This window comes from Streptomyces albireticuli (genome assembly GCF_002192455.1).
Classification (GTDB): domain Bacteria; phylum Actinomycetota; class Actinomycetes; order Streptomycetales; family Streptomycetaceae; genus Streptomyces; species Streptomyces albireticuli_B.
Window position 1 is genome coordinate 4,853,230 of sequence record NZ_CP021744.1, and the last position, 25,736, is coordinate 4,878,965.

The 25,736-nt window shown below is 75.1% G+C and carries 18 protein-coding genes and 1 other RNA gene; 16 read left to right on the forward strand and 3 right to left on the reverse strand.

The window, feature by feature from the left end; translation table 11 throughout:
• Positions 1-315 precede the first annotated feature (315 nt).
• Positions 316-3,732, reverse strand: a complete 3,417-nt coding sequence (locus SMD11_RS20910; protein WP_087927896.1) for an FtsK/SpoIIIE domain-containing protein — start codon at positions 3,730-3,732, stop codon at positions 316-318.
• Between the two features lie 561 nt (positions 3,733-4,293).
• On the opposite strand from SMD11_RS20910, the gene SMD11_RS20915 reads away from it, so the two are divergent.
• The 4 genes from SMD11_RS20915 (at position 4,294) to SMD11_RS20930 (ending at position 10,422) form a co-directional block, all read left to right on the forward strand.
• On the forward strand, positions 4,294-6,081 hold the full coding sequence (locus SMD11_RS20915; RefSeq protein ID WP_087927897.1) for a serine/threonine-protein kinase: 1,788 nt from the start codon (positions 4,294-4,296) through the stop codon (positions 6,079-6,081).
• Positions 6,082-6,232: 151 nt separating this feature from the next.
• Positions 6,233-7,570: a serine/threonine-protein kinase gene (locus SMD11_RS20920; protein WP_087927898.1), complete on the forward strand. Its 1,338-nt coding sequence runs from the start codon at positions 6,233-6,235 to the stop codon at positions 7,568-7,570.
• Positions 7,571-7,902: 332 nt separating this feature from the next.
• Entirely contained in the window at positions 7,903-9,009 is a 1,107-nt protein-coding gene (prfB, locus tag SMD11_RS20925; RefSeq protein WP_087927899.1) for a peptide chain release factor 2, read from the forward strand.
• Positions 9,010-9,234: 225 nt separating this feature from the next.
• A complete protein-coding gene (locus SMD11_RS20930) occupies positions 9,235-10,422 on the forward strand; it encodes a hypothetical protein (protein ID WP_087927900.1) in 1,188 nt (395 codons plus the stop codon).
• A gap of 140 nt (positions 10,423-10,562) precedes the next feature.
• Here SMD11_RS20930 and SMD11_RS20935 read toward each other — a convergent pair whose 3' ends face one another.
• Positions 10,563-10,757, reverse strand: a complete 195-nt coding sequence (locus SMD11_RS20935; RefSeq protein WP_087927901.1) for a hypothetical protein — start codon at positions 10,755-10,757, stop codon at positions 10,563-10,565.
• Between the two features lie 293 nt (positions 10,758-11,050).
• Here SMD11_RS20935 and ftsE point away from each other — a divergent pair, with 293 nt between their 5' ends.
• The 6 genes from ftsE to SMD11_RS20965 all read left to right on the forward strand — a co-directional run bounded on the left by ftsE (position 11,051) and on the right by SMD11_RS20965 (position 16,320).
• Positions 11,051-11,740, forward strand: a complete 690-nt coding sequence (gene ftsE / locus SMD11_RS20940; RefSeq protein ID WP_087927902.1) for a cell division ATP-binding protein FtsE — start codon at positions 11,051-11,053, stop codon at positions 11,738-11,740.
• Between the two features lie 9 nt (positions 11,741-11,749).
• Positions 11,750-12,664: a permease-like cell division protein FtsX gene (gene ftsX, locus SMD11_RS20945; RefSeq protein WP_087927903.1), complete on the forward strand. Its 915-nt coding sequence runs from the start codon at positions 11,750-11,752 to the stop codon at positions 12,662-12,664.
• Between the two features lie 67 nt (positions 12,665-12,731).
• A complete protein-coding gene (locus tag SMD11_RS20950) occupies positions 12,732-14,012 on the forward strand; it encodes a S41 family peptidase (protein WP_087927904.1) in 1,281 nt (426 codons plus the stop codon).
• An 18-nt stretch (positions 14,013-14,030) separates the two neighbouring features.
• Positions 14,031-14,519, forward strand: a complete 489-nt coding sequence (gene smpB / locus SMD11_RS20955; protein WP_087927905.1) for an SsrA-binding protein SmpB — start codon at positions 14,031-14,033, stop codon at positions 14,517-14,519.
• A 112-nt stretch (positions 14,520-14,631) separates the two neighbouring features.
• Positions 14,632-15,001, forward strand: a transfer-messenger RNA (tmRNA) gene (gene ssrA, locus SMD11_RS20960).
• Between the two features lie 128 nt (positions 15,002-15,129).
• Positions 15,130-16,320, forward strand: coding sequence for a hypothetical protein (locus SMD11_RS20965; RefSeq protein ID WP_087927906.1), 1,191 nt, complete (start codon positions 15,130-15,132; stop codon positions 16,318-16,320).
• Here SMD11_RS20965 and SMD11_RS20970 read toward each other — a convergent pair.
• Positions 16,259-17,596 (reverse strand): MFS transporter, encoded by a 1,338-nt coding sequence (locus SMD11_RS20970; protein ID WP_087927907.1) that lies wholly within the window; start codon positions 17,594-17,596, stop codon positions 16,259-16,261. The two genes, SMD11_RS20965 and SMD11_RS20970, sit on opposite strands and share 62 nt — an antisense overlap.
• Before the next feature lie 85 nt (positions 17,597-17,681).
• Between SMD11_RS20970 and SMD11_RS20975 the strand changes: the two genes are divergently transcribed.
• The 6 genes from SMD11_RS20975 to SMD11_RS21000 all read left to right on the forward strand — a co-directional run bounded on the left by SMD11_RS20975 (position 17,682) and on the right by SMD11_RS21000 (position 25,611).
• The gene (locus tag SMD11_RS20975) at positions 17,682-18,641 is read left to right on the forward strand and encodes a LysR family transcriptional regulator (protein ID WP_087927908.1); all 960 of its coding nucleotides are present in this window, start codon (positions 17,682-17,684) and stop codon (positions 18,639-18,641) included.
• Between the two features lie 262 nt (positions 18,642-18,903).
• Positions 18,904-19,500, forward strand: coding sequence for a CGNR zinc finger domain-containing protein (locus SMD11_RS20980; protein ID WP_087927909.1), 597 nt, complete (start codon positions 18,904-18,906; stop codon positions 19,498-19,500).
• Positions 19,501-19,806: 306 nt separating this feature from the next.
• Entirely contained in the window at positions 19,807-20,346 is a 540-nt protein-coding gene (locus SMD11_RS20985) for a sigma-70 family RNA polymerase sigma factor (protein ID WP_087927910.1), read from the forward strand.
• The gene (locus tag SMD11_RS20990; RefSeq protein WP_087927911.1) at positions 20,343-21,089 is read left to right on the forward strand and encodes an anti-sigma factor family protein; all 747 of its coding nucleotides are present in this window, start codon (positions 20,343-20,345) and stop codon (positions 21,087-21,089) included. Before SMD11_RS20985 ends, SMD11_RS20990 begins: the two co-directional genes overlap by 4 nt.
• A gap of 171 nt (positions 21,090-21,260) precedes the next feature.
• Positions 21,261-23,678 carry a HelD family protein gene (locus SMD11_RS20995; protein ID WP_199843921.1) on the forward strand — a complete coding sequence of 806 codons (2,418 nt, stop codon included), beginning with the start codon at positions 21,261-21,263 and terminating at the stop codon, positions 23,676-23,678.
• Positions 23,679-24,177: 499 nt separating this feature from the next.
• The gene (locus SMD11_RS21000) at positions 24,178-25,611 is read left to right on the forward strand and encodes an NAD-dependent malic enzyme (protein WP_087927912.1); all 1,434 of its coding nucleotides are present in this window, start codon (positions 24,178-24,180) and stop codon (positions 25,609-25,611) included.
• Positions 25,612-25,736 lie beyond the last annotated feature (125 nt).

A 25,736-nucleotide genomic window follows, 5' to 3' on the forward strand; every position in this document is an offset into this window, starting at 1 on the left:
AGTCCTACGCCCGCCCGCGAGCCGCCGCAATACCGTCAACGGGGACAACTCGCTTATCGTGACCGGGCTGTGATGCGCTGTCACGCGAGCCTCCGGGCCGGTGGCGGGCGCGCCGGGCCCTTTCCGGTCCGGCCCCTTCGCGCCGGCTCCGGTCCGCGGCCCGCCCCGGAGCGCGGTCCTCGCGCGCCACAGGCCGTCCGGCCCGCCCGGCGCGCGAGGACGCCCGGGCGGGAGTGACCGGATCCGCCGGGCACCTCCACAGTCCGCCGCGCCCCCCGCCACGGTCGTGCGCCCCCCCCGCCGCCGACGGCGCGGTCACAGCAGCGGCGGCGCGGCCTCCGCCCCGGCCGACTGCGCGGCCCGCTGAAGGGCGCTGGCGAGCAGCGCCAGGTCCGTCGGGCCGTTGCCGAGCTCGCGCACCGGGCGGCGGGTCGGCGGATCGCCCATCCGCTGCCAGTCCAGCGCCACCACCGTCGGGCGGAGCGTCGCCGTCCGGGGGATCCGGCCCGTGACCCGGCCGGCCTGGAAGGGCGTCGTCGCGTCGTCGTCCGGGCGCATCAGCCGGCCGCGGCCCGGCGCGGGCTCGCCCGCGCCGCTGCCGTCCGCCGCCCCGCCGTCGGCCGAGGGCGGGGCGATCTCCAGCGTCGCGCGCAGCCCGGCCCGCTCGACGGCCGCCGTGTCGGCCGTCCGCTCGGGGCGGCCGGAGGCCGCCACCAGGTGCACCCCGAGCCGCTCGCCGTCCCGGGCCACGGCCTCCAGGGCGCGCACGACGGAGCCCGCCGCCGGCCGGCCCGTACTGCCCAGGGCCGGGGCGACCAGCGCGTCGAAGTCGTCGACGAGGACGACGAGACGGGGCAGCGCCGTCTCCGCCGTGAGCGACGGCCCGTCCCGCTGGGTGCGCAGCTTCAGGGTGCCCGTCGGCAGGCTGTCCAGGTCACCGGCGGCGTCCATCGGGCGGCGGGGCGCCACGACCTGCGCGGCGGCGACGGCGGCGTGCTGGGTGTGCCAGGCCGTGAAGTCGAGCCGGCCGAGCAGCTCGGCGCGGCGCTTGAGCTCGGAGCTGAGCGCTTGCGCGAACTCCCGCATCCGCACCGGGTCGGAGGCCGCGAGGTACGTGGAGACGTGCGGCAGGTCCGTGCACAGCCGCAGCCCCTCGCCCCGCTCGGCGCCGGCCCCGTCGACCAGCACGAGCGAGAGCCGGTCGGGCCGGTCCGCCGCCGCGAGCGAGGCCGCGAGGGAGCGCAGCAGCTCGGACTTGCCGCTGCCGGTGCCGCCCTCGACGAGCAGGTGCGGTCCGTCCGCCGCGAGGTCCACGGCGAGCGGGCCGTGCGGCCCGGCCCCGAGCACCGCGACGGCGCGGCCGCCGGGCCGGGCGCCCCGGTCCGTGGCCGCCGCCCAGCGGGCGGTCAGCGAGGCGGGCGTGGCACGGGCGAGCCCCAGTTCGTCCAGCAGCCGGGCGCTGCGCGGCAGGGCCGCCGCCACCCGGGAGGCGGGGCCGCCGGCCGCCGCGTCCGACATCCGCAGGGGCGCCAGCGCCCGCGCGAAGCGCTCGGCCCACGCCGCCGACACGGCGTCCACGGCCGCGACCACGGCCGTGCCGTCGGCACCGTCGGCCGGCGGGTGCGTCGCGGCCGGGTAGCCCGGCCCGGCCGCGGCGACGGCCTCCGCGGGGCCCGGGTGCGTCAGGCCGTACGGGTCCGGGAAGCCGGCGCCGGGCGTGCCGTACGGATCGGGGGGCGGCGCGTACCGCGTGTCGAGGGCCGTACCGGGGGCGCCGGGGGGCGTGCCGTCCTGGCCGTACGCGTCGGCCGGCCGTGGCCGCTCGTACGCCTGCCCCGGGTCGGCCGCGGGCCCTCCGGCCGCCGCCACCGGCGCCCGGTGGATGACCTGGATCACCGTGGCCACGTCGCCGCTCAGCAGCGCCACGGCGCCGCAGTGCGGGAACGCCGGGGACGCGGCTCGGGCCGTGGCCAGTGTGGCGGAGACCGGCGAGGCGGGCGTCGTGGCGGGGGCCTCGGCCAGACAGAGCAGATGGATGCCCGCCGCCGGGCCGCCCGCCGCCAGCCGGGCGACCGTCTCGCGCAGATCGGCCGAGCCGGGGTCGCCGTCGACGATCACGACGGTGCGCGGGCCGGTGTGGCGCTCGGCGGCGTGCGCGACGGCCGCCGCCGGGGCCGCCGCCCAGTGCGGGCCCAGCGGCCCCTCCTCCAGGCGGCGGACGAGCTCGGAGGTGCGGGCCACGGCCTGCTCACGGTCGTAGGCGGTCAGCAGCCGGCAGTCCTGGCCGCGCACCGGACGCAGCTGGGGCAGCCAGCCCAGCCAGGACCACTCCGCCAGCCGCTCCTCCGCCGTGCGCGCGCGGTCCGCGCTGATCAGGACGAATTCCAGGGTGGCGGGGGAGTGCAGGGCGGCCAGCTGCGCGAGCACCGAGCGGGCCAGCCCGGACAGCCGCGCCCGGGGCCCGGCGAGCCCCAGGGAGCCCGCCTGCCGCAGCCCTACCGTCACGGGCACGGCCGCCAGGGCCGAGCCGTCCGGGGCGTAGCGGTCGGCGGTGCCCAGCCGGACGGTCAGCAGGTCCGTGTGGTCCGGGCCGCGCTCCCACAGACGCGGGCCCGGCCCGAGCGCCGTCAGCAGCACGCCCGCCGGGTCCGGCCAGCGCTCGCGCAGCGCCGCCGCCTCGGTGCGGGCGGTCTCGGCGGAGAGCGCGCCGTCCTCGGGCCACTCGCCGGGCGCCGCCGGCCTGGCGGCCGTGCCGCGGCCGCCGGTCAGCCGCCGCGCCCACGCCCCTATGCCGCGGTTGCGCCGCCGGGCCGGCTCCTCGGCGGGCCCGGCCGGGGCGGCCGGCGGCTGCGCGGGAGGTGCCTCGGGGCTCAGCCGCACCCCGCGCCCGCCGTGGGTCACGGGGTCCTCGCCGTACAGCGGGTCCGGGGCCGGGAAGCCGGCCGTGCCGACCGCGCTGCTCGTCCGGCCCGGCTCCCGCGCCTGCGGCGGGGCGCCCAGCCAGGGGCCGCGCGCCGGGGGAGCCAGCGGGCCCGTCGGCGGGGTGACGACGGGGCCCACCCGCAGGTGCCCCTCGCCGTCCGGGACGGCGGGCAGCACCGGCGGGTTCGCGTCCCGCGTGCCGTGCAGGCTCAGCACCGACTCGCCCACCCGCAGCAGCCCGCCGGAGGGGAAGACGACCGGCTCCCCGGTGACCTCCTCGCCTCCGAGGGCCGTGCCGTTGGTGGAGCCGAGGTCCCGCACGGTGACCGTGCCGTCCTCGGCGAGGGTGACCGCGCAGTGCAGCCGGGAGACGTCGGGGTCGTCGAGGGGGACGTCCGCCGACGTGGAGCGGCCGACGTGGACCTCGCCGCCGTGCAGCAGGTGGACCCCGCCCGCGTCCGGCCCGGAGACCACGTGCAGCCGCACGGCGGCCTCCGGGTCGCCCGACAGCAGCGGGGCGCCCGGGTGCCGCTCGGGGTCGGCGGGGGCGTTCAGGGACAGGACGGCGCCGTCGATCAGCGGGGGCTCGCCCAGGGCGCGGCGCTGGGCGTCGAGCCGCTCGGCCCCGGCGTAGACGACGGCGGTGCCGCTGCCGAGGTCGCAGCCGGCGGCCGCGACGGCGGTGGCGAGCCCGCTGGTCACACTGGCGAGGGCGGTGCCCGCGGGGGCGGTCACGAGCACATCGCAGGCCCGAGTGGTGTGCGTGGTGTGGCCGCTGAGCGGCCCGAGGACGGTCAGCCTGATCTGCATCGCCGTCAACGGTCCCTTCCTGCCCCTGGGTGCGCGACAGGGGCCGGGCGCGGCCTTCCCCCACCGGCACGGGCGCGTCGGCACGTACAGGTCACCACGTTCGCGCGGGGCAGTCCGCTCCCTCCCCACCGCATCCGTGCTTGCGAGCATCCTCGCACCTGCCACCGACGACGCGCCCGACGAGAGCCAATTCGTGATCTTGAACGACGATCGGAGTGTGCGAAAAACGCCGTTGGTGAGCGAGTGGGGTCGGCGCCGTCTCGTGATCGGTTCGCCGGACGCCTGTTTAGTGATGTCCCTTGACGTCTCTTGCCGTCTTTTTGCGGACGCCCGGACGTGCGCTCTTTCGCGCGCTCCTGCGCGTCGCGCCGCGGCCCGTAAGGTCGCCCGCACCGCCACACCACCCACTGGTGGCAACCAAGTGTCCGGAACGCGCGTCTTTACCCCGAGCCCCCCGGATTTCGTCAAGCCGGTGGTCCGTACGACGGCACTACAGTGGGCGCAAGGCCGGGCACGACAGAGGCCATCACAAGCAAGGACCACGATCAGGGAGCGCATGACGTGCGGCCGGTAGGTAGCAAGTACCTGCTCGAGGAGGTGCTCGGACGCGGCGCGACGGGCACCGTCTGGCGAGCCCGCCAGCGGGAGGCGGCCGGCGCCGAGGCCGCGGTGGCCGGGCAGCCCGGCGAGGCCCTCGCGATCAAGGTGCTCAAGGAGGAGCTGGCCAACGACGCGGACGTCGTGATGCGCTTCCTGCGGGAGCGCTCCGTCCTGCTGCGGCTCACCCACCCCAACATCGTCCGCACCCGCGACCTCGTCGTCGAGGGCGATCTCCTCGCCCTCGTCATGGACCTCGTCGACGGCCCGGACCTGCACCGCTACCTGCGCGAGAACGGCCCCTTCACCCCGGTGGCCGCCGCGCTGCTCACCGCCCAGATCGCGGACGCCCTCGCCGCCAGCCACGCGGACGGCGTCGTCCACCGCGACCTCAAGCCGGCCAACGTCCTGCTGGCCGGCACCGGCGGTCCGACGCTGCACCCGATGCTCACCGACTTCGGCATCGCGCGCCTCGCCGACTCCCCGGGCCTGACCCGCACCCACGAGTTCGTGGGCACGCCCGCCTACGTCGCGCCCGAGTCCGCCGAGGGCCGCCCGCAGACCTCCGCCGTCGACATCTACGGCGCCGGCATCCTGCTGTACGAGCTGGTCACCGGCCGCCCGCCGTTCGCCGGGGCCACCGCCCTGGAGGTCCTGCACCAGCACCTCAGCGCCGAGCCGCGCCGCCCCAGCACCGTGCCCGAGCCCCTGTGGAAGGTCATCGAGCGCTGCCTGAGCAAGCGGCCGGAGGAGCGGCCCGGCGCGGAGAACCTGGCCCGCGCGCTGCGCGTCGTCGCCGCCGGCGTCGGCGTGCACGCCTCCCCGGCCCAGGCGGAGGCCGCGCTCGGCGTCGCCGCGCTGCTCGCCCCCGACCCGGAGCCCGCGCTGGTCCCCGGCACGGGGCAGGGCTCGGCACCGGCCGCCGGCGGCGGTGACGCCGACCCCACGCAGGTGCTGCCCTCGACCGGCGGCGCGCCCGCCCCCTGGGCCGACCCGGACGCCGCGACCAGCTTCCTGCCCACGACCCCGCCCGCGCCCGGCGGCGACGCCGACCCGACCCGGGTCATGCCGGCCGGCTCCGGCGGCGCCCCCGACCCGACGCGCGCCATGCCGCCCGTACCGCCGGGGCCGCCCGGTGGCGACGGCGAGCACCCGTGGCAGACGCAGATGCGCGCGGCCCGCGACCGCAACGACCAGACCCAGGTGCAGTACCTCGACCCGAGCGAGGACCCGCTGCGCCGCCGCCCCCAGCGGCGCGCCCCGCAGCAGCCGCCCCAGCAGCCGCAGCAGCCCCAGCGGCCACCGCAGCGCGCGTACGGGCAGCAGCCCCCGCAGCCGTACGCGCAGCAGCCCCAGCAGTACGCGCCGAGGCCCCCGCAGCCGCAGCAGGCCCAGCCGCAGCCGTACGCCCCGCCGCGTCCGCCGGAGCGCCGCCGCCGTGGCGCCGAGCCGCAGCAGCGCTACCAGGAGCCCCAGCCGCAGCGGTACGCCCCGGAGCCCCCGGCCCCGCGCCGGGAGCCCAGACCGCCGCGGCAGCGCAGCGCGAACCCCATGCGGATCCCGGGTCTCGGCTGCCTCAAGGGCTGCCTTTTCATGATTGTCCTGTTGATCGTCGGTTCCTGGCTCGTCTGGGAGTTCACCCCGCTGAAGGACTGGGTCGCCGACGGCAAGAGCTTCTGGGACGCCACCTGGGGCTGGATCAAGGATGTGAAGGACTGGATCTCCGGCCTCGGGTCGTCCAAGGGTCAGTAGCGGTGTGGATTTGTCGACACCTGACGGGTGTTTTCCGCCGCGGAAGTGGCGGTTGCTCCGGGATCGGTGTCCCTGACGCCTCCTCGGCCGCGTAGCTTGGTCGCCGGCGCCCCCGTCGGATGTCGGAGGACTGAAAGGAACCGGAACAGCCTTGGCACGGAAGATCGGCAGCCGGTACACCGCCCACCAGGTGCTGGGGCGCGGCAGTGCGGGCACGGTGTGGCTCGGCGAGGGGCCGGAGGGCCCGGTCGCCATCAAGCTCCTGCGCGAGGACCTCGCCTCGGACCAGGAGCTCGTCGGCCGGTTCGTGCAGGAGCGCGCGGCCTTGCTCGGCCTGGACCACCCGCATGTGGTGGGCGTCCGCGACCTCGTCGTGGACGGGGCCGACCTCGCCCTCGTCATGGACCTCATCCGGGGCACGGACCTGCGCACCCGGCTCGACCGGGAGCGGCGCCTCGCGCCCGAGGCCGCCGTCGCCATCGTGGCCGACGTCGCCGACGGCCTCGCCGCCGCGCACGCGGCCGGGATCGTGCACCGCGACGTCAAGCCCGAGAACGTCCTCCTCGACATGCAGGGCGAGCTCGGACCCGGCGGCGCGCACCCCGCGCTGCTCACCGACTTCGGCATCGCCCGCCTCGTGGACAGCCCGCGCCCCACGCGCGAGCGGCCCGCCGCCGCGCCCGGCCAGGGCGCGCAGGGCCGTGGGCCCGGCCCCCGCAGCGTCATCGGCACGCCCGACTACCTGGCCCCCGAGATCATCGAGGGCCTGCCGCCGCGCGCCTCCGTCGACGTCTACGCCCTCGCCACCGTGCTCTACGAGCTGCTGGCCGGCTTCACGCCCTTCGGCGGCGGCCACCCCGGCGCGGTGCTGCGGCGGCACGTCACGGAGACCGTGGCGCCGCTGCCCGGCATCCCCGACGAGCTGTGGCAGCTGATCGTCCAGTGCCTCGCGAAGGGGCCCGCCTCGCGGCTGCGCGCCCCGGAGCTGGCGGCCCGGCTGCGCGAACTGCTGCCCGGCCTCGCCGGGATACCGCCGCTGGACATCGACGAACCCGAGGAGGAGCCGGAGCCGCAGGACGGCGTCGCCACCGAGCGCACCTCCCTGGACGGCGCCGCCGTCCCGCCCGGGCCGGCCGCCGCGCGGCGGCCGCGCGGCGCGGTGCCGCTCGTGCCGGGGGCCGTCTCCGACTCCAACCGGGACACACACACGAGCATGCGGGTGCCGACCCCGGCCGAGCTGGCGGGCGGGGCGCACGGCACGGCCCGCGCGCCCCGCGCCCCCGGCCAGCGCCGGGCGGGCTCCGCGCGGCACCGGTCCCCGGCGGAGACCCGGCGGCGGCGCATCAAGCTGGGCGCGGCGGCGGTGGCGCTGGCCGCGGCGGCGGGTGTGGGCACGTGGTTCGCGACGTCGGGGCAGTCCGGGCAGGACGCGCCGCGGAAGTCGCCGACGGTGGAGCGGACGGATGTGCCGGGGGCGCGGGTGCCGTAGCGGGGCCGGGTTGTGGGGGCGCCTGCGGCGGGCTTGTTCCCCACCCCGCCCCTTCCCGTAACCGGGGGCAAGCCCCCGGGCCCCCTTTCCGCGCTCCGCGCGGTGTCCTCAATCGCCGGACGGGCTGAATTTCAGCCCGTCTGGGGGCACCTCCCAGCGGTAGCTGGGGGAGATTGAGGACCGGGGTCCGGGGCGGAGCCCCGGTTCGGGAAGGGGCGGGGCTGGGGAACAAGCCCGCCGCAGGCGCCCCGCCCGCCCGAAATGCGGCGGCTTCCGCCCCGCGGCAACCCTCTTCGGGGCAGGCAGCCCGGCGCAGCCGTTAGGCTGGGTGCGTGGCAGTCGTTGATGTATCCGAAGAGCTGAAGTCCCTCTCCTCGACCATGGGGTCGATCGAGGCCGTCCTGGACCTCGACAAGATGAGGGCTGACATCGCCGTGCTCGAGGAGCAGGCGGCCGCCCCCTCCCTCTGGGACGACCCGGAGGCGGCACAGAAGATCACCAGCCAGCTGTCGCACCTCCAGGCGGAGCTCCGCAAGGCGGAGTCCCTGCGTGGCCGGATCGACGACCTCTCCGTGCTCTTCGAGCTCGCCGAGGCCGAGGACGACGCCGACGCGCTCGCCGAGGCCGAGGCCGAGCTCACCGCCGTCCGCAAGGCGCTGGACGAGATGGAGGTCCGCACCCTCCTCTCCGGCGAGTACGACTCCCGCGAGGCGCTGGTCAACATCCGCGCCGAGGCCGGCGGCGTCGACGCCTCCGACTTCGCCGAGCGCCTCCAGCGCATGTACCTCCGCTGGGCCGAGCGCCACGGCTACAAGACGGAGGTCTACGAAACCTCCTACGCCGAAGAGGCCGGCATCAAGTCGACCACCTTCGCCGTCCAGGTCCCGTACGCCTACGGCACGCTCTCCGTCGAGCAGGGCACCCACCGCCTCGTCCGCATCTCGCCCTTCGACAACCAGGGCCGCCGCCAGACGTCCTTCGCGGGCGTCGAGGTGCTCCCCGTCGTCGAGCAGACCGACCATGTCGAGATCGACGAGTCCGAGCTCCGCGTCGACGTGTACCGCTCCTCCGGCCCCGGCGGCCAGGGCGTCAACACCACCGACTCCGCGGTGCGCCTGACCCACATCCCGACCGGCATCGTCGTCTCCTGCCAGAACGAGCGCTCGCAGATCCAGAACAAGGCGACCGCCATGAACGTCCTCCAGGCCAAGCTCCTCGAGCGCCGCCGCCAGGAGGAGCAGGCCAAGATGGACGCGCTCAAGGGCGACAGCAGCGGCTCCTGGGGCAACCAGATGCGCTCCTACGTCCTGCACCCCTACCAGATGGTCAAGGACCTCCGTACGGAGTTCGAGGTCGGCAACCCCACCGCCGTCCTCGACGGCGACATCGACGGCTTCCTGGAGGCCGGCATCCGCTGGCGCAAGCAGCAGGAGAAGTAACCCCAAACCCCCGCACAGCCGGACAGTCCCGCCCGTAACTTCCTTGACGCTGCATCAAAAACTGGGAAGGCTGGCGCGTGGCACGCGTATCACTGGGGCGTGTGTGGCGGGGGGCGAGCGGCCGGCCGATGCGGCCGGCTACGCCGATCTTCCGGCCTCCGAGACGCCACCGCCCCGTGCATAGCTGCTCCAATGACGAGATCGGCTACTGGGGGTAGCAGGCATATGACCAAGAAGACGCGGCTGCGCGTCGCGCGCATAGCCGCCGGCGCGGTCGTCGCCGCCGGTGCTTCGCTGACGGCGGCCGGCGCGGCCTCCGCCGCGGGCGTCCACGTCGCCGGGGTCGGTGTGAAGGCGGACGTCAAGGTCCGCTCCGTCGCCGTCGACGGCGACCCGAACGAGATCCCGCAGCCGCCGACCACGGGTGGCAACGAGACCGGCGGTACGAACACGGGCGGTACCGAGACCGGTGGCCCGTCCTCGGGCGGCACCGGCACCGGCGGTAACGAGACCGGCGGCTCCGAGACCGGCGGTCCCTCCTCGGGTGGCACCGGCACCGGTGGCAACGAGACGGGCGGCTCCGAGACCGGCGGTCCGTCCTCGGGTGGCACCGGCACGGGCGGCAACGAGACCGGCGGTCCGTCCTCCGGCGGTACGGGCACCGGTGGCAACGAGACCGGTGGCACCGGCACCGGTGGTAACGAGACCGGCGGTACGGGTACCGGCGGTACCGGCACGGGCGGTAACGAGACCGGCGGCACGGGCACCGGTGGTAACGAGACCGGCGGTACGGGTACGGGCGGCAACGAGACCGGTGGCACCGGTTCGACCGGCTCCACGGGCTCCACCGGCAGCACCGGCAGCACCGGCAGCACCGGCTCGACCGGCAGCACCGGCAGCACCGGCAGCACCGGCAGCACCGGCAGCACCGGCAGCACCGGCAGCACCGGCAGCACCGGCAGCACCGGCAGCACCGGCAGCACCGGCAGCACCGGCTCCACGGGCTCCGGCGGCTCTTCCTCCGGCTCGTCCGGCTCCACGGGGTCCACCGGCTCCACCGGCTCGACCGGGAGCACCGGCAGCACCGGCGGCACCGGCTCCACCGGCGGCTCCGGCGACGACCACACCGGTGCCACCACCGGCGGCGGCTCCGACAAGGGCGACCAGGGCGACAAGGGCGACGAAGGCCGCACCTGCCCCGTCGACACCGCCAGCAACTGCGGCTCCGGCACGGACACCGACGGCTCGGGCACCAAGCCCGTGCAGCAGGCCAAGCCCAAGGAGCAGCTCGCCGAGACCGGCGCCGGCCAGACGACCTTCCTGGTCGTCGGCGCCGCGACGATGATCGCCGGCGGCGTCGGCTTCCGCCTGCTGCCGCGTCTGATGACGCGCGGCAACGCCGCCGCGGCCTGACGCACGCGCCCCGGCCGCCCCGGCCGGGGGCACACGGCACCACCGCGGACATGACGAAGGGCCCGGAGCGTTCCCACGCTCCGGGCCCTTCGTACGCTCGAATGCGCCCTCTCAAGGGGGCGTGCCGCGTGAGCGGGCGGCTACGCGGCGAAGTTGTGCGCGACCAGGGCCACGGCTATCAGCGCCACCAGCAGCGCGAGCAGCGTGGCCGGGGTCAGCCCGGCGAAGATGCCTTCCTGGTGCTGAAGGCGCTCCCTGCTGGCCCGGCACACGGGGCAGCGGCCCTCACTGACGGGGGCCGCGCAGTTGGCGCACACCAGTCGGTCGCATGTCATGCGATCTCCTCCTCCGGTACGTCCAACGTGTGGGAGAGCCGAGCGGTTCCCCTTACCACTGTGCCAGCTTCCCCGCCGTTCGGCGCGACCGGTCGGCGGAGGCGGGGTGCCACGGCCGGGGCGCCTGTTCCCATTGTCCTGATTTTGTCCCCCGGGGCGGTGCCCGCAAACGCGCCATCACCCGATGCCGACTGCGCGTGCACCGGTCGGTCGCGTATGGTCACGGACACCGACGGGAGCCGCGGTCGCGCGGTGTTCCGTGCCCCCTATCCAGGTCGACGCTTGGTGCACTCGTGATCCGATTCGACAATGTCTCCAAGTCCTATCCCAAGCAGAACCGCCCTGCGCTCCGCGAGGTCTCGCTGGAGATCGAGAAAGGCGAGTTCGTCTTCCTGGTCGGTTCCTCGGGGTCCGGTAAATCCACCTTCCTGAGACTGCTCCTGCGCGAGGAGCGGGCCAGCGCGGGCCAGGTCCACGTGCTCGGCAAGGACCTCGCCCGGCTCTCCAACTGGAAGGTGCCCCAGATGCGCCGCCAGCTGGGCACGGTCTTCCAGGACTTCCGCCTCCTGCCCAACAAGACCGTCAGCGAGAACGTGGCCTTCGCCCTGGAGGTCATCGGCAAGCCCCGCGGCGAGATCCGCAAGGCCGTCCCGCAGGTCCTGGAGCTGGTGGGCCTCGGCGGCAAGGAGAGCCGGATGCCCGGCGAGCTCTCGGGCGGTGAGCAGCAGCGCGTGGCCATCGCCCGCGCCTTCGTCAACCGCCCGATGCTGCTGATCGCCGACGAGCCGACCGGCAACCTCGACCCGCAGACCTCCGTCGGCATCATGAAGCTGCTGGACCGGATCAACAGGACCGGGACCACCGTCATCATGGCGACCCACGACCAGCAGATCGTGGACCAGATGCGCAAGCGCGTCATCGAATTGGAACAGGGCCGTCTCGTACGCGACCAGTCGCGCGGCGTCTACGGCTACCAGCACTGAAAGGACGCCATGCGCGCCCAGTTCGTCCTGTCGGAGATCGGCGTCGGTCTCCGCCGTAATCTCACGATGACCTTCGCGGTGATCGTCTCCGTGGCTCTGTCGCTCGCGCTCTTCGGCGGGTCGCTGCTCATGCGCGAGCAGGTCAGCACGATGAAGGGCTTCTGGTACGACAAGGTCAACGTCTCGATCTACCTCTGCAACAAGACCGACGCGCAGTCCTTCCCGGCCTGCGCCAAGGGAGCGGCGACCGAGGACCAGAAGAAGGAGATCCGCGCCGACCTGGAGAAGATGGCGGTCGTCCAGAAGGTGCAGTTCGAGACGTCCGACGAGGCGTACAAGCACTACAAGGAGCAGTTCGGGAAGAACTCCCCGATCGCCGCCTCGGTGACCCCGGACCAGATGCAGGAGTCCTTCCGGATCAAGCTGAAGGACCCCACCAAGTTCAAGGTCATCTCCACCGCCTTCTCGGAGCGCCCCGGCGTGCAGATGGTGCAGGACCAGAAGGACGTCCTGTCCGATCTGTTCAACCTCCTCAACGGCATGAACTTCGCGGCCCTCGGCGTGATGTGCCTGATGCTGGTCGTCGCGCTGATGCTGATCGTCAACACGGTCCGGGTATCCGCGTTCAGCCGTCGGCGGGAGACCGGCATCATGCGTCTGGTCGGCGCGTCCAGCTTCTACATCCAGATCCCCTTCGTCATGGAGGCCGCCTTCGCCGGTCTCCTGGGCGCGGGTCTGGCCTGCGTGCTGCTGGTCAGCGGCCAGTACTTCCTCGTGAACAACTGGCTCGTGAACCACATCGACGTCATCACCTTCATCGGGTGGGACGCGGTGCTGGCCAAGCTGCCGCTGGTGCTGGCGATGGGGCTGCTGATGCCCGCCCTGGCGGCGTTCGCCGCCCTGCGGAAGTACCTCAAGGTCTGACGAGCGCGAAGGGCGCCGTGCGGTCAACTCCCCGTACGGCGCCCTTCCGTGTCCTAGACTCACGCGCATGCCCGGCCCGTCGATGTTCGTCCCGCGGCGCCGCGCCCGCCGCGCCGCCGCGCTGACACTGGTCTTCGCGGGCGTACTGGCGACGGGTGCCGCGGCCGGCTCCTGGAGCGCGGACGCGCAGGAGGGCCGGGAGCGGGCCTGGACCCGCACCTTCGCCCACCCGGCCGCGGCGCCGGGCGCCGAGGACCGGGCTCCGGCGCCTCCCGTGGACCACCGCGCCGTCGAGGCCGCCGCCGCGCAGGCCGCGCAGGACGGCAAGTCGGGCTCGGAGGCCGCCACGGAGGTCGTCACCCGCAGCGGCGACCGCTGGTCCGCCGTCTACAGCGCCCGCGAGTACGAGGGGTTCGCGCGCTCCCTCGACGGCGGCTACGTCGGCGTCGGCCTGTCCGCCCGCCGGTCCGCCGAGGGCCGCACGGAGGTCGACAGCGTCCGCCCCGGCAGCCCCGCCGCGCGCGCCGGCCTCCGGCCCGGCGACCGGATCCGCAGCGTCGACGGGCAGGACGTCGACGGCTTCCCCGTCACCGAGGTCGTCGCCCGGCTGCGCGGCGACGCGGCGGCGCCCGGCCGGTGGGGCGAGGGCGGCGAGGGGTACGGTCCGCCGGCCGCCGTGGGCGTGCCCGGTACGCCCGTGACGCTCGGGCTCCAGCGCGGCGACCGGCTCTGGGACCGCACGCTGCGCCGGGCGCGGCTGGTCACCGAGAGCGTCGCCGTGGAGCGGCTCCAGGACGAGGGCTCGGGGGCTCGGGCCACCCGCATCAAGGTCGAGTCGTTCACGCGGGGCACCGGCGAGCGGGTCGGCCGGGCCGTGCGCGCCGCCGGGCCCGCCGAGGGCATCCTGCTGGACCTGCGGGGCAACAGCGGCGGTCTGGTGACCGAGGCCGTCACCGCCGCCTCCGCCTTCCTCGACGGCGGCCTCGTCGCCACCTACGACGTCCGGGGCAGCCAGCGCGCCCTGGAGGCCCGGCCCGGCGGCGCCACCCGGCCGCCGCTGGTCGTGCTCGTCGACGGCGGCACCATGAGCGCCGCCGAGCTGCTGACCGGCGCCCTCCAGGACCGCGGCCGGGCCGTCGTCGTCGGCTCCCCGACCTTCGGCAAGGGCTCGGTGCAGATGCCCACCCGGCTCGCGGACGGCTCGGTCGCCGAGCTGACCGTCGGCCACTACCGCACACCCGGCGGGCGGACGGTCGACGGCCGGGGCATCGCGCCCGACCTGGTCGTCCGCGGCGACGCCGAGCGGCGGGCCCGCACAGTATTGAGTGGCCTCGGGGGTGGGTCGTAGTGCGAGAATGGCCGCGCTATGGCTAAAGAGACGGGTCGCAAACTGGTCGCGCAGAACAAGAAGGCGCGACATGACTACCACCTTCTGACCACCTACGAGTGCGGCCTGGTGCTGACCGGCACCGAGGTCAAGTCGCTGCGTCAGGGCAAGGCCTCGCTGGCCGACGGCTTTGTGCAGATCGACGGCGGGGAGGCGTGGCTGCACAACGTCCACGTCCCCGAGTACAACCAGGGCACGTGGACGAACCACAGCGCCCGCCGCAAGCGCAAGCTCCTGCTCCACCGCGCGGAGATCGACAAGCTGGCGTCCAAGACGCAGGAGACCGGGCACACCATCGTGCCGCTGGCCCTGTACTTCAAGGACGGCCGGGCCAAGGTCGAGATCGCCCTCGCGAAGGGCAAGAAGGAGTACGACAAGCGGCAGACCCTGCGCGAGAAGCAGGACACCCGCGAGTCGAACCGCGCCATCGCGGCGGCCCGCCGCCGGCAGCGGGCGTCCGGCCGGTAGCCCACGCGGGTAAATACGCTGGCACGGCCCTCCGCCCGTCACGTACGATGGGCAGCGCACCCCGAGAGGGGCGCACGCACCCCGCAAGGGGCGCACTTTGAAAAAACAACATGGGGATGATCGGTTTCGACAGCGGATGTCGAAGCAGGGGAAGCGTGTCGAGGAAGCGGCAATGATCTCGTAAACCATATGTCGCAACCAATAATCGCCAACACCAAGCGCGATTCCTTCGCCCTCGCTGCCTAAGTAGCGACTTGCGAAGTGTCAGCCCGGGGCTGTTCCCGACCCGGATCCTGGCATCAGCTAGGGAACTAAACCACCAGGCCCGGCCGCGGGGCCTGGTGGGAAACCAAACAGCGGCTGGGCCTGTCGGAGACTTGTTCGCGTGATCTCCGGGGCCGAGAAAATCGCAGCGAACTGCACACGGAGAAGCCCTGATTCCGCACCGTTGGACGCGGGTTCGATTCCCGCCATCTCCACTCATCCCATGTGAGGCAGAGGCCCCACCGCTCCAAGCGGTGGGGCCTCTGTCGTTTCCAGGGGTGGTTCCCCCATGGTGGTCCCGGACGCGTGGCCGCCGGGCGGCGCCGCCGATCGAGGAGGGGGTGCGGTGAAGCGGATCCTGAGGGTGCTGGCCCTGGCGGTGGCCGGGGTGCTGGGGCCGGCGGGCGTGGCGGCGGGGCAGGACGGCGGCGGGGGCCGCGGCGACGGCGAGGTGCGGCTGCTGCTCAACGGCGCCTTCGGCAGCCGGCCCGGCGAGCTGGTCGACATCGATGTCCGGGGCGTCCGCGAGCGGGTCACCGTCAAGGTCGTCTCGCCCGCCTTCGGCCGGCCCGTCGAGCTGACCCCCTACGAGCCCCGCGGGCCCGGCGAGGGGCGCGGGCACCACGTCCGCGCCGCCGTCGCGGCGGGCGCCCGGCCCGGCAGCCATCCGCTCACCGTCGAGGCCGGCGGCCGCGTCGTCGCCGAGGACCGGGTGGAGGTCGCCCCGTCGCGGCGGCCGCGGTTCACGGTGGCGTCGCCGGGCGGGACGCTGCGCCCGGGGGAGCGGCTGTGGATGTCCTACGACGACCTGTACCCCGGCGAGACCGGCTCGGCCTTCTCCGCGCGCTCCTCGGCCTTCCGCGCGTCCGTCCCGCTGACCCACGACCCCAGCGGCCCGGACTGGCACAACCCCCGGCTCTTCGCCGGGAGCGCCGAGCTGCCGCCCGGCCTCGCGGACGGCACGTACCGGGTGGTGCTGACCGGCCCCGGCGGCCGCGCGGTCGACGAGCGGCCGCTGACCGTGCGCGCCGCCCGGCCCGGCGACCGGGACTACCTGGGCCGGGCGCGCGGCCCCGCCCTCTTCGGCGGCCCCGACGCCCCGGCGCCGGACGCGGCCCGCTCCTACGGCCACACGGTCGCGGCCGGCGGGACCGTCCACGTGCTCTGGCAGGACGAGGCGCCCGACGCGGGGGAGGAGGAGCGGCTCCGCGCCACCTCACCGGCCTTCGTCCGCCCGGCGGCGCTGCGGCGTGACGACAGCAAGGCCGGGGACGGGCGGGACCCGCGCTACCTCGGGCCCGCCCGGGTGCGGGCGGACCTGGAGCCGGGCCGCTATCCCGTCACCGTCGTCAGCCACCATGGCCGGGTGAAGCGGACCGGCCGGATCACGGTCACCGGATCCGGTACCTCCGCTTCGGTGGACGCGCCCTCGCCCGCCGTCCTGGCCGGGGCGGCCGCGGCGACCGTGGTGGTGGTCACCGGCGCGCTGCTGCTCCGCCGCCGGACGGCCCGCGCGACCGCCCGGCCACCGCGGTGAGCCAGGCCAGCGCGGCGGCCCCGGCGGGCACCCCGTAGGCGGCGCCCGCCCCCAGGTGCTCGGCGCACCAGCCGCCCGCCGCCGAGCCCGCCGCGACCCCGCCGAGCAGCCCGGTCACGGCCAGCGTCATGCCCTCGTTGAGCCGCCCCGCGGGCGTCAGGCCCTGAACCAGGCGCATGCCGGTGACCATGGTGGGCGCCGTCGCCGTGCCCGCGATCAGCAGCGCCCCGGCCAGCGCGAGCAGGCTGCCCAGGGTCCCGGCGAGCAGGGGCAGGAGTGCCGCCGCGGCCATGGCCGCGAGGTGGCGCCGGAACCGGCGGTCCACCGGGCCCGTGGGCCGGGTCAGCCCGTACAGCAGCCCGGCCGCGCAGGAGCCGGCCGCCTGGAGGCCGAGCACGGCACCCGCCGCCGGCCGGTGGCCGAGCCCGTCCGCGAACGCCACCGTCACCACCTCCAGCGACCCGAAGACCGCCCCGGTGCACAGGAAGACGGCCAGCACCCCGGCGAGGGCCGGGTTGCCGCGCACCGGCGACCGCCCGGAGCGCACCGCGCCCGACGCGGGCGGCTCGGTGCGGCGCTGGGCGGCGAAGAGCGTGACGCCGGTCAGGAAGCAGGCGGCCGCGACCAGGGTGCCCAGCTCGGGGAAGCCGGGGACGGCCGTGCACAGCAGCGTGGCGACGACCGGGCCGAGCATGAAGCACGCCTCGTCCGCGGCCTGTTCGAAGGAGTTCGCGGTGTGCAGGGCCGCCGGGTCGCCCCGGAGCAGGTGGGCCCAGCGGGCGCGCGACATGCCGCCGGTGTTGGGCGTCGTCGCGGTCGCGGCGTACGCGGCGAACAGCGTCCACGCGGGCGCGTCGAGGAGCACGCACAGCACCAGGGCCAGCGAGCCCAGGGTGGCGCACGCCGCGGCGGGCACGGCCACCTTGGCCTGCCCGTGGCGGTCCACCAGCCGCGCCGTCCACGGGCCGACGACGGCGGTCGCGCCGAGCCCGGTCGCGGTGACGGCGCCGGCCAGCGCGTACGAGCCGCGCTCGGCCGAGATCATGAGGACGGCGCTCACCCCGAACATGCCCATGGGCAGCCGGGCCAGCAGGTTCCAGACGGTGAACGCGCGGGCGCCGGGGACGGCGAGGAGCCGGGCGTACGGGCCGCGCGGCGCGGTGCTCCGGCGCGCGCGGCCGGCGGGCGCCGAGGGCCACCGGGGCGCGGCGACGAGCGTGCCGCCGGTGACGGCGAGCAGGGGAGCGGGGGCCGGGGAGGAGGGGCGCGGGGGCATGCCGTCCACCTTCGCCGCGCCCCCGGGGCCCGGTCCAACACCTGATCGGTGGCCATTCACGCACATCTGTTGTTGACTGCCGCGGGTGCCGTACGACATCGAGCCGCGCCTGCTGCGCGCCTTCGCCGCCACCGCCGAAGAGCTCCACTTCACCCGCGCCGCCGCCCGGCTGTTCGTCGCCCAGCAGGCGCTCAGCCGCGACATCCGCCGCCTCGAACAGCGCCTGGGCGCCGAGCTGTTCGCCCGGACGACCCGGCAGGTCACCCTCACCGCGGAGGGTGCCCGGCTGCTGCCGTACGCCCGCCGGGTGCTCGCCGCCCACGACGAGCTGGCCGCCGCGTTCGCCCACGAGGAGCGGCCCCTGATCGTGGACAGCGCGACGGTCGGCGTCACGGGCCGGGTGCTGGAGGCCGCCCGGCTGGCCGCCCCCGACCGCGAGCTGGTGGCCCGCTTCCACAGCGGGCTCACCGGCGCCGCCCGGGAGATCCTGGCCGGCCGGCTGGACGTCTCCTTCGGCCGGCTCGCCGGCCTCGGCCCCGCCGTCCGGGCCCGCCTCGACCACCTGCCCGTACGGTACGAGCCCATGGCCGTCCTGCTGCCGGAGGACCACCGGCTCGCCGCCCTGCCCGAGGTGCCGCTGGCGGCGCTGGCCGGCGAGACCCTCTACGCGGCGGCGGGCAACGAGGCCACGGCGGAGTGGACGGACCTCGCCGAGCGGCTCTTCGACGGGCGCGGCATCGGCATCGCCGCGCCCTTCCCGGAGATCGAGGGCGACGGGGAGTTCGTCCGCGTCGTCCGCAAGCGCGGCTGGTCGGTGCTGGCGAGCGTGGAGTTCCTGGACGTGCCCGGCATGGTGCTGCGCCCGCTGACGGACCCCGTGCCGCTGTCGCCCGTCTCGATGGTCTGGCGGCGTGGGCTGCGCCACCCGGGCCTGGACGCGCTGCGCGCGGCGGCCCGCGAACTGGCCGCGCGGCACGGCTGGTTGACGCGTCCGGAGGGCGCGTGGCTGCCGGAGGAGGACGCGGCCGTGATGGCGGGGCGCTGACGGCGGACAAGGGGGGCGCCCGACGGGCGCACGGGCGCGAGGCCCGGGGGTTACAGGGGCGTGTCCCGCGGGGCACCCTGGAGGGGGACCGGAGAAGAGGAGCCCGGGAAGGCGCGGTCCGGGGGACTGAAGCCGACCGCGGCGGACAGACGACGGCACGTGAGGACGTACGACCTGCGAAGGAACGCCGTGGCCCGGCACGACGTGCGCGACGGACACGGCGGACAGGCGTACAGGGAAACAAGGAAAAGGTGACAGGCGCATGGTGGCGACGGCCCCCTATGACCTGCGATTCGACGCCGGGCGGCTCTGCCTGGACCTGGTGGCGACGGTCGGCGGCCGGTTCAGCGAGGAACCGGTCGAGCGGCTCGACAGCCCCGCGCGGCTGAGGGCCTGGCTCGTCGGCGCGGGGGTGGTGCCGGCCGGCACCCCGCTCGACGCGGTGGACCCCTCCTGGCTCGCGCGCTTCCGCGCGGCCCGCGACCTGCTGCACCGCGTCGTCCACGCCGAGGTGGCCGGCCGGGCCGCCGACCCGGACCTGGAGCGCGTCAACGCCCTGGCGGCCACCGCGCCGCCCGCGCCCCGAGCCGTGCGCGCGGCCGACGGCACCCTGGTCCGCGCGGTGGACGGCGCCCCGGACTGCGAGGAGCTCGTCGGCCGGATCGCCCGGGACGCGGTGGAGCTGCTCACCGACCCGGCGGCGCGCGGCCGGCTGCGGCAGTGCGAGGGCGAGACGTGCTCGCTGATCTATCTGGACACCTCGCGGGGGCACCGGCGCCGCTGGTGCTCCAGCGAGGTGTGCGGCAACCGCGAGCGGGTGGCCCGCCACCGGCGGCGGGTGGTCAACGGCCGGGGGTGACCGTCGGGTTGCCGCCGGGGGTTCGCCGGTGGCGGGCCGGGAGGCGGTGGGGCCGGGCCGTGGAGGCGGCCGCACCGCGAGCCGTGCGCTCGGCATGTCGTACGGCCCCGGCACGGCCCGGGTTCAGTCGTGAAGTGTCGCCTGTGTCACGGGAGTCGGGCTGAACGCGGCGCGTGCCGGGGCCGTACGCGCGGGGGTTCGCGCGTCCGCCGGCGGAATTTCCGCCGGGCGCTGAGTCGTACGCCGGTGCCGCCCGTACGGAAGGGCAGCGGTGACCGACTCGCGCTATCGACCCGGGGGAACGCCGTGCGCAAGGATGCCGTCGTGGCTGACAGGACGAGTCCCGACGAGGAGCTGATGCGGGCGCTCTACGAGGAGCACGCCGGCCCGCTCCTCGCGTTCGTGCTCCGGCAGGTGGCCGGCGACCGCCAGCGGGCGGAGGACGTCGTCCAGGAGACCCTGGTGCGCGCCTGGCGCAACGCCGACCGGCTGCGCGGCACCCCGGGCTCCGTACGGCCCTGGCTGGTGACCGTCGCCCGGCGCATCGTCATCGACGGGCACCGCAGCCGGCAGGCCCGGCCCCGCGAGGTCGACCCCGCCCCGCTGGAGCTGATCCCGGCGGCCGACGAGATCGACCGGGCCCTGCGCCTGATGACCATCTCCGACGCGCTGGGCGACCTCTCCGAGGCCCACCGGGAGGCGTTGATAGAGACCTATTTCAAGGGACGTACGGTGAGCGAGGCCGCCGAGGCGCTGGGCGTACCGGCCGGGACCGTGCGGTCCCGGGTCTTCTACGCCCTGCGCTCCATGAAGCTCTCGCTGGAGGAACGGGGAGTGACGGCATGACCGGGCCGGCAGGGCACATGGACGTGGGCGCCTACGCGCTGGGCGTGCTCGACGACGCGGACGCCGGCCGCTTCGAGGAGCACCTGGCCGACTGCCACCGGTGCGCCGCCGAGCTGGACGGCCTCATGGGCCTGACCCCGCTCCTCGCCGACCTCAAGGAGGCCACGCCGGACCCCGGGGCGCTCACCGCGCGGCCGGGCCCCGCGCTCCTCGACGGGCTGCTCGGCGAGGTCGCCGCCGCCCGGCGGGCGCGCCGTACCCGCCGGCTGTGCCTCGCGGCCGCGGCGGCGGCCCTGATCGTCGCCGGGCCGCTGGCCGGCGCGGCCCTCGTCCAGCGGGACGCGCCGGACCACAGCTCGGTGAGCGCGGCCAAGCAGATGTACGAGGACGGCGAGAAGATCGGCACGGTCGACCCCGCGACCAAGGTGGAGGCCACGGTCTCGCTCCAGCCGAAGCCCTGGGGCACCCATGTGGCCCTCCGGCTCGGCCACGTCGAGGGGCCGCGGACCTGCGACCTCGTCGCCGTGGGGAAGAACGGCGAGCGGCAGACGGTCACCACCTGGGCGGTGCCGCCGGGCGGCTACGGCGTCGGCGGGAACGACGAAGCCGAGGGGGACAAGGGGGAGAAGTGGGGAAGGGCGCCGCTGTACACCCACGGGGGCGCCGCGCTGAACCGGGAGGACATCTCCCGCTTCGAGGTCCGCACGCTCGACGGCGCGCTGCTGGCCACGGTCAGGCTCTGACGGGCCGGCCGCCGGCCGTGCCGCCGTTCGAGAGCGCTGGGGAGCCCATCCGGAACCCCGATCAAACCGATCCCGAACCCGACTAATTCCGTCATGTCCTGACAGGTGCGCTCAGTACCCCTGTTCGCGTACGGTTGACGGCTGCCCTAGGCACAGCAGAAGGGGGCTTGGGTGGCCGCGCAGAACGCCACGCACGCACACGTGGCGACCGGACCGGAGACGGAGCCCGACGGGGTCCGCGACCGGGAGATCGGTACCGAACAACAGCATCTCGACCGGGTGTACCGACGCCTGGAGGAGAAGATCCACGAGGCCGAGTTCCTCATGGACGACGCCGCCAAGCGCGGGCAGGTCGGCACGCCCGGCGCGCTCGCCGAGCGGGACGCCCAGGTGTTCCGCGCCGGGGTGCACCTCAACCGGCTCAACAGCGAGTTCGAGGACTTCCTCTTCGGCCGCATCGACCTGCTCCTCGGCAAGGACGGGAAGAAGGGCCCCGACGGGGCCTACACCTCCGTCGAGCCCGCGGACGACGCCGTCAGCGACGACCGGGCCGAGATCGCCGAGACGCTGCACATCGGCCGCATCGGCGTCCTGGACTCCGACTACTCCCCGCTCGTCATCGACTGGCGGGCGCCCGCCGCGGCGCCCTTCTACCGCGCGACGCCCGTCGCGCCCGGCCGGGTCGTCCGCCGCCGCGTCATCCGCTCCAAGGGCCGCAAGGTCCTCGGCGTCGAGGACGACCTGCTGCGCCCGGAGCTGACCGCCACCCTGGCCGGCGCCGCGCTGCCGGTCGTCGGCGACGGCGCGCTGATGGCCGCGCTGGGCCAGGCCCGCAGCCACACCATGCGGGACATCGTCTCCTCCATCCAGGCCGAGCAGGACATGGTCATCCGGGCGCCCGCCGCGTCGGTGACCGAGGTCGAGGGCGGCCCCGGCACCGGCAAGACCGCCGTGGCCCTGCACCGCGCCGCCTACCTCCTCTACCAGGACCGCCGGCGCTACGCGGGCGGCATCCTCGTCGTCTCGCCGACCCCGCTGCTCGTCGCCTACACCGAGGGCGTGCTGCCCTCGCTGGGCGAGGAGGGACAGGTGGCGATCCGCGCCGTCGGCTCCCTGGTCGACGGCGCCGAGGCCGACACGTACGACGAGCCCGCCGTCGCCCGGATCAAGGGCTCGTCGCGGATGCTCAAGGTGCTGCGCAAGGCGGTGCGGGGGGCACTTGAGGGCAGTTCGGCGGGGGCACCGGCCGCCGCGCGGGGGAACCGCGACGGGCAGCTGCCGCTGGACGGCCTGGACCGTCCCGCCGACGGCGGCGCGCCGCAGGGCCCACCGGACCGGCTGCGCGTGGTCGCCTTCGGGGCCCGCGTGGAGCTGGGCGCGGAGGAGCTCAAGCGGATCCGCAACGCCGCCCTGGGCGGCACCGCGCCGGTGAACCTGCTGCGCCCGCGCGCCCGCCGGCTGATCCTCGACGCCCTGTGGTCGCGGGCCGGCGGCCCCAAGCGCTACACCGACCCGGAGCTCGCCGCCGAGGCCCGGCGCGCGTTCGACGAGGACGTCTCGACCGAGGACGACTTCCTGGGCTTCCTCGCCGCCTGGTGGCCCGAGCTCACCCCGCGCGGGGTGCTCGCCGCGATGGCCGACGAGCGCCGGCTCTCCCGCTGGTCGCGCCGGGTGCTCAACCCGCGCGAGGTGCGGCAGCTGGCCCGTTCGCTCAAGCGCCTGGACGCGGCGGGCCGCGGCCCGCTGTCCGTGCACGACGTGGCGCTGCTGGACGAGCTGGAGACGCTGCTCGGCGCCCCGGCCCGGCCCCGGCAGCCGCGCGAGGTGGACCCGCTGGCCCATCTGACGGGGCTGGAGGAGCTGATGCCGCAGCGCTCGGAGTCGCGCCGGGAGCGCGCCGAGCGGCTCGCGGAGGAGCGCCGGGACTACGCGCATGTCATCGTCGACGAGGCGCAGGACCTGACGCCCATGCAGTGGCGGATGGTGGGCCGCAGGGGCCGCACCGCCACCTGGACGATCGTCGGCGACGCGGCGCAGTCCTCCTGGTCCGACCCGGACGAGGCGGCGGCCGCGCGGGACGAGGCGCTGGGCGCCCGCCGGCGCACCCGCTTCCGGCTCACCGTGAACTACCGCAACCCCGCGGAGATCGCCGAGCTGGCCGCCAAGGTGCTGGCGCTGGCGATGCCGGGCATGGAGTCGCCGGCGGCCGTGCGTTCCACGGGCGTCGAGCCGAGGTTCGCGGTGGCGGGCGACGACCTGGCCGCCGCGGTGCGGGCCGAGGCGCGGCACCTGCTGGCCGACGTCGAGGGCACGGTCGGCGTGGTCGTGCCGATGGGGCGCCGCGCGCAGGCGCGGGGCTGGCTGGCCGGGCTCGGCGACCGGGTCGTGGTGCTGGGCAGCCTGGAGGCGAAGGGCCTGGAGTACGACGCGACGGTCGTGGTCACGCCCGCCGAGATCGCGGACGAGTCGCCGGCCGGGCTGCGGGTGCTGTACGTGGCGCTGACCCGGGCCACCCAGCGGCTGACGGTGCTCTCCGGCGAGCGGGACGACCCGGACGCGGACGGGGTGCCGGACCTGCTCCGGGACTGACGGCGGGTCGGGGGAGTGCGCCGAGGGGGTCGTCCCGCAGGGGATCCGGCCTTCTCGGGGCCGAACTTCCGCTCCTGGAATGACTTCCCGGGAGGGTTTGTTAGCCTGGGTGTGGCACCGGCTCGATCCAAGCCCCCGGGCCCAACCTTAGTCGCTTCGAGCGACCACTTGCCGCGAGGCGAGCATGGCGGGCCGGTGCCACCCAAGACGTTCCTGACGGGCGTCCTTCCTCCCAGGGGAAGGGCGCCCGTCGGCTTTTCGGGAGTGCTTCCGGAGTGGTTCGGGGAGCGTTTCCGGGGCGTTTTCGGAGCGTGTGCGGTCTCTGATTCCCCACCCGCCCCGGCCGTCTCCTCCGCTCCCGGATCCTGGAAATTTACTTCCGGAATACGGGGCTGGTTACCCCCTACCGGCTGGTAGGTGCGACCATCGTTGCTCACGCCCTGGGCGAACCCCGAGCGGGCGTACGAAGTGGAACAAGGGAAAGCAGAGGAAGTCGGCCATGGCAACGGCGCCAAGCGTCTCGTACTCGATGACGGTCCGGCTGGAGGTCCCCGCGAGCGGGACGTCGGTCGGTCAGATCACCACGGCCGTGGAGTCCTCCGGCGGATCGGTGACCGGCCTGGACGTCACCGCCTCCGGCCACGAGAAGCTGCGGATCGACGTCACCGTCGCCGCGACCTCCACGGCCCACGCCGACGAGATCGTCGAGAAACTCCGCGGCATCGAGGGCGTCCACCTCGGCAAGGTCTCCGACCGCACCTTCCTGATGCACCTCGGCGGCAAGATCGAAATGGCCTCCAAGCACCCCATCCGCAACCGCGACGACCTCTCCATGGTCTACACCCCCGGCGTCGCCCGCGTGTGCATGGCCATCGCCGAGAACCCCGAGGACGCCCGCCGCCTGACCATCAAGCGCAACAGCGTCGCCGTCGTCACCGACGGCTCCGCCGTCCTGGGCCTGGGCAACATCGGCCCCAAGGCCGCCCTCCCCGTCATGGAGGGCAAGGCCGCCCTCTTCAAACGCTTCGCCGGCATCGACGCCTGGCCCCTGTGCCTGGACACCCAGGACACCGACGCCATCGTCGAGATCGTCAAGGCCATCGCCCCCGGCTTCGCCGGCATCAACCTCGAAGACATCTCCGCACCCCGCTGCTTCGAGATCGAGGCCCGCCTGCGCGAAGCCCTCGACATCCCCGTCTTCCACGACGACCAGCACGGCACCGCCATCGTCGTCCTCGCCGCCCTCACCAACGCCCTGCGCGTGGTGGAGAAGTCCATCGGCGACGTACGGGTCGTCATGTCCGGCGCCGGCGCCGCCGGCACCGCCATCCTCAAGCTCCTCATCGCCGCCGGCGTCAAGCACGCCGTCGTCGCCGACATCCACGGCGTCGTCCACGCCGCCCGCCCCGACCTCGTCGACGCCGGCCCCGAGACCGCCCTGCGCTGGATCGCCGACAACACCAACCCCGAAGGCATCACCGGCACCCTGAAGGAAGCCGTCCGCGACGCGGACGTCTTCATCGGCGTCTCCGCCCCCAACGTCCTGGGCGGCGAGGACGTCGCCGCGATGGCCGACGGCGCGATCGTCTTCGCGCTGGCCAACCCCGACCCCGAGGTCGAGCCCGGCATCGCCCGCCAGACCGCCGCCGTCGTCGCCACCGGCCGCTCCGACTTCCCCAACCAGATCAACAACGTGCTGGTCTTCCCGGGAGTCTTCCGCGGCCTGCTGGACGCCCAGTCCCGCACCGTCAACACCGACATGATGCTCGCCGCCGCCCGCGCCCTCGCCAACGTCGTCGCCGAGGACGAACTCAACGCGAACTACATCATCCCCAGCGTCTTCAACGACAAGGTGGCGGGTGCTGTCGCGGGTGCCGTCCGGGAGGCCGCGAAGGCCGCCGGCGCGGCTGTGACAGGCACCACGACCGTCTGACGACGGCGCGTCGCGGGCCTCGGGGCCCGCGACCTGCCCATAAGGTGACGGGCAGAAATCAGGCCGCGGAAATGCGGCTGTATCCGAGGCTGTGCCGCTTTCCGTGTGACTCTCCAGGGTGCCGG